The sequence below is a fragment of the Labrys sp. KB_33_2 genome (assembly GCF_052114505.1).
Lineage (GTDB): Bacteria > Pseudomonadota > Alphaproteobacteria > Rhizobiales > Labraceae > Labrys.
In genome coordinates this window covers 1-4506 of record NZ_JBFREW010000050.1, presented here as the reverse complement: position 1 = coordinate 4506, position 4506 = coordinate 1, and the positions used below count along the sequence as shown (strand labels likewise).

Sequence of the window (4506 nt, the reverse complement as noted above, 5' to 3'; positions counted from 1 at the left end):
TTGAAGGCGGTCGCCAGTGCGAGCGCACTGGCGACGAAGGCGGAGCCTGCCAGCTTCAACGGCTCCTTCACGCAGTCCGTGTCGATCGCGGTGCCTGTTTATCATGGCCTCGAGCCCAAAGTGTCGCTGCGCTATGATTCCAATGCCGGGGTCCGGGCCGGAGGCTATTGGGCCGGGCTTGTGGGCGTGGGCTTTTCGCTGTCGGGCCTGTCGGACATCACCCGTTCGTCGGCGGTGGGCGGGGCGCCGCGCTATGCGGATACGGACGAGTTCGTGCTGGATGGCGATCGGCTGGTGGCTTGCACGGCGGGGATGACCAGCCCGGCCTGCACCACAGGCCCCACAGGGGCGGGGGTGAGCTATTATGCCACCCGGGTGGAAAGCTTCGTGCGGGTCAAGCGCATCGTCAGCGGCACCACGACGAGCTGGGAGGTTGCGGCCCGGGACGGCACGGTATCGAGCTATGTCTCGCCGGCCTCGGTGCCGGGCTGGTATACGAACGGGGCCGCGCCTTCCACCGATGCGCAGCTTCGCGACGATACGCGCTGGCTGTTGCGCAAGGTGACGGACACACATGGCAACGAGGTTGTTTACGACTATGCCTGCGTAAGCGATCCCATCTGCTGGCCGGCCTCGATCAGYTACAACGGCACGCGCATCGCCTTCAACCTSGAGGCGACGAGCGGYGCRGCCAAACTCAGTCAGGCCACCGGCAAGTCGATCGCCACGCTCGACAGGCGTCTTGCCTCCATCGGTATCACCACGGCGAACAACCGGGTTCGGGGCTACAATCTCGACTACGAGCTCAGCCCGGCCACGGGTTATTCGCGCCTGACCGCGGTCACCCAGTTCGGCCGCGATGCCAGCCTCGGACAGGTACGCCTCACTGGCGGCACAAGCCTCCCACCCACGACGTTCGGATGGAGTGGGGTTGCCACTATCGAGCATAGCTGGGTTAAGAGTAACAATCCGGCCTTCAAACTGGACCAAATGTCCAGGCCAGGTACGAATAGTGGCTTCGGTACAAGTCTCGACGATGTCAATAGTGATAGAGTGCCGGACAGGGTGCTCACCAATTGGAGCAACTCACCGGCAGGTGGCACCATCAATTACCCCACCCCATCTAGCTACTGTACCGGCGGGTCACTCATTGAAGCGGCGAGCCACAGTCGGCCAGTTCGAACCACTGGCGTGGGCGGCGGCTGCATCTACACCTACCCCAATCCAACAGTCGGGTCGTCATCCGCCAGCGCTCTTATATCCGCAGGCGACTATAATGCTGACGGCAAACCCGATTACATCCAAAGCACCCAGAGCCGTTCAACCGTCCAACAAGGAGGAAGGGACGGCGGCTTGGTCACCACCAGCAGCGGGTCGCTCAGCCTTGTCCTCAGCCGTCCCGATGGCAGCTACGAACCACGTGGTTTGGCCGGCGTGACCTATGGACCCCCATCACTTGGGTATTCGCAGGAGTTGCCGACCTGGCACTCGCCGCTTGATCTGAACGGCGACGGGGTGAATGAATTCGTTGTCACCGATGTCTTGTTGAGCAGCGTCACGAGCAAGATCACCTCTCTGACGGGAAGCGCGCAGGTCGACGAGCCGATCCCCCCTGTCCAGCGCCAGCAGATGAGGAACGGCCATCAGTGGTCGGATCTGCACTATGTCGATCTCAACGGTGATGGCAAATCCGACGTTTACATGGTGACGGGCGAGGGCGGCACGATCCGGGTTACCTTTGCCTACTCGACCGGTTCCGGATTCACGCCGCTGCGGACTTATGACGTGGCGGGCTCGCTGGTCGGGGGAGGTGTGCTGAGAACCGAATATTGGGGTTGTTTTAGTTTATGCCATGTGTATCCAGACGGCATCGACCCCGACGAGACCTGGGTTCTGCCCGCTGACGTAAATGGGGATGGTAAAGTCGATCTGATCACGATGGAGAAGAACCCGACATCGGGTGTCGATATCGGGGTGTTTCTCTCGACCGGTGCGGGTTTCGTCCATCAGCTCTGGGCTCAAGGGATCGTCATCACTGGTGGGTGCGCCAGTTCAGGTTTGGATGGTGCCGTACGGACGACTTGCCTGCCTCGCTTGCTGGCGGGCGATCTTGACGGTGATGGTCGTCAAGATCTGGTGATCAATACCGCAACCGCACCCAACCCACCTCTGGAGGACGTACCCAACTCCACTGCCGTGGTGTTCTTGTCTCGAGCTGGCGCCGGGCCAAATGAAGAAGGTAGCTTTGTTGCTGTACCGGGGCAGTTGCCCAGCATCGGCTATGTCACCGACATCGACGAAGATGGTCGCGACGATCTGATCGAGGGTGCACTACGCTCACCACTTGGCGCCTCAATAGGTTTCATGGTTTTCCAGACCGGCGATTACTTCACGCTGAATACGGCCTTCCCCGATCTATTGATGTCGGTGAAGGAGCCGCTCGGCGCAAGTGCGGCGATCGCCTATACGCCCTCAAGCGCCTATCCAGGTCCGGATTCCCGGCCGGCAGGCAGCATGCTGCCCTCGATCGTGCAAACGGTGTCGTCTGTGACGCGGGACGACGGGCGGGGGACGGTGGGGACAACGGACTATTCCTATTCGAATGCGCTCTACAATGCGGCCGAGCGCCGTTTCCTGGGCTTCGGCATGGGGGTGGCGCTGCTGCCGGCCAATGCCGGGGAGACGGTGCGCCCGCGCATCGACTACACCTTCGACCAGAGCCTGGCCACCGCCGGCCGGGTTTTGAAGACTGCCTACAGCACGCAGACCAATGCCACGGTGCTGGCGCGCGAGGCCGAGAGTTGGAGCGTGATGACCACAGCGGGTCGGCAAACGGATTGGCCGCCCGTGGTGACGACGCTCTACGACAAGGCTTGCAAGGACGCCCTTGGACGACCCGTGGCTTGTCCAGCCGATTTTCCCTGTCCGGGGATCGGTCGCTCAGCAACCTCAGTAGCCTCGATCATCTGCACACTTGTGCCAAGCGTAGCCCTGACGCTGCCCTATACCGCCTTCAACACGGGTTCGGAGAAGCAGGAGATCGTGGCCGGCGTCACGCGCCGGAGTACGGTGTCGCGGACGTATGACGTGTATGGCAATGTCACGCAGTTGCTGGAGAACGGCAATGCAGATGTGACGGGGGACGAGCGCGTCACGATCACCGACCATGCACCGAACACGGGCGCCTTCATCACCTCGCTGCCGTGGCGGACGCTGGTCTACAAGGGGACGAGCAATGCCGGCGTGGTGCTGAGCGACACGCGCACGCTCTATGACGGGGCGGGGGATGCAGCGACACCGCCGGTGAGGGGCGACCAGACGGGACAGTGGAACTGGCTGAACCCCGGCAATCGTTGGATCACGACGTCTGCGAGCTATGATGCCTATGGCAACAAGGTGTCGTCGACGGACGCACTCGGTAACACCACCCAGACCCTTTACGACACCACCTATCATTTGTTCCCGGTGGAGGAGCGCAACCCGCTCTATGTGCAGAACGGGGACACGCGGCAGAAGACGCAACCGATCACCGATCCGGTGTGTCAGACGCTGACGGGGATGATCGACCTGAACGGCCAGACCACGAGCTATGGCTATGACGGGCTGTGCCGGATCACCTCGGTGACCCAGCCCTTGGGGACGTTCAAGACCTTCAGCTACAATGCTATCGGCAATCCCCAGGCTCAGTTCATCCAGATCGAGACACCGGGAGCGGCGGGGCAGGGGAACATCTGGTCCCAGATCATGTTCGACGGCTATGGCCGGGAGTGGAAGAGCGAGGGGCGTACGGGCGATCCGGCCCAGACGGCGACGACGCTGACGGGGTATGACGGGCGGGGCAACAAGGCCTCGGTGACGGCGGTGCCGTTCCTGGCGCCTTCCGCGAGCGCCACGCTGGTTGTGACCAGCTTCGACAGCCGTGACCGTCCGATCAAGGTGACGAACCCGGACAACAGCTTCAAGACGATGAGCTATGAGGTTGCCGATCCCGCGAGCGTGGCGGGCGCCTTCCTGCAGACGACGACGACGGACGAGCTGAACCGCAAGACGGTTGCGGTGAGCGACGCCTATGGGCGGACGGTGCGCCAGACGGCCTATAAGCAGGGCCGGGCGCTGCACCGCACGCTGGGCTATGACGGGCTGGGCCGGTTGACCAGCCTGTCGGATCCGGCGGGCAATACCTGGACCAATGTGTTCGACACGCTGGGCCGGCGTACTTCGGTGAAGGATCCGGACCTGGGGACGTGGACCTATGTCTATGACGATGGCGGCAACCTCCTGACGCTGACCGACGCCAAGGGCCAGAAGACGGGCTACAATTACGACCGGCTGAACCGGGTGACCGGCCAGATCATGCGGTCGGACCTGCCCGATGGCGATCCGCAGCGCGACAATATCGGCTTCCTCTATGACGAGGCGCGCTCGGGCGCCTTCAATGTCGGCAAGCAGACCACGGCGGCCAACAAGCATGCCTGGCTGACGGCCAATTACGATGCGCTGGGCAAT

1 protein-coding gene is annotated in these 4506 nt (G+C 62.6%); it reads left to right on the top strand.

Annotation, left to right across the window (positions count from 1 at the left end):
- Positions 1-4506: toxin TcdB middle/N-terminal domain-containing protein (locus AB4037_RS34330; protein WP_441774629.1), on the top strand; the 4506-nt coding region annotated here is incomplete at both ends.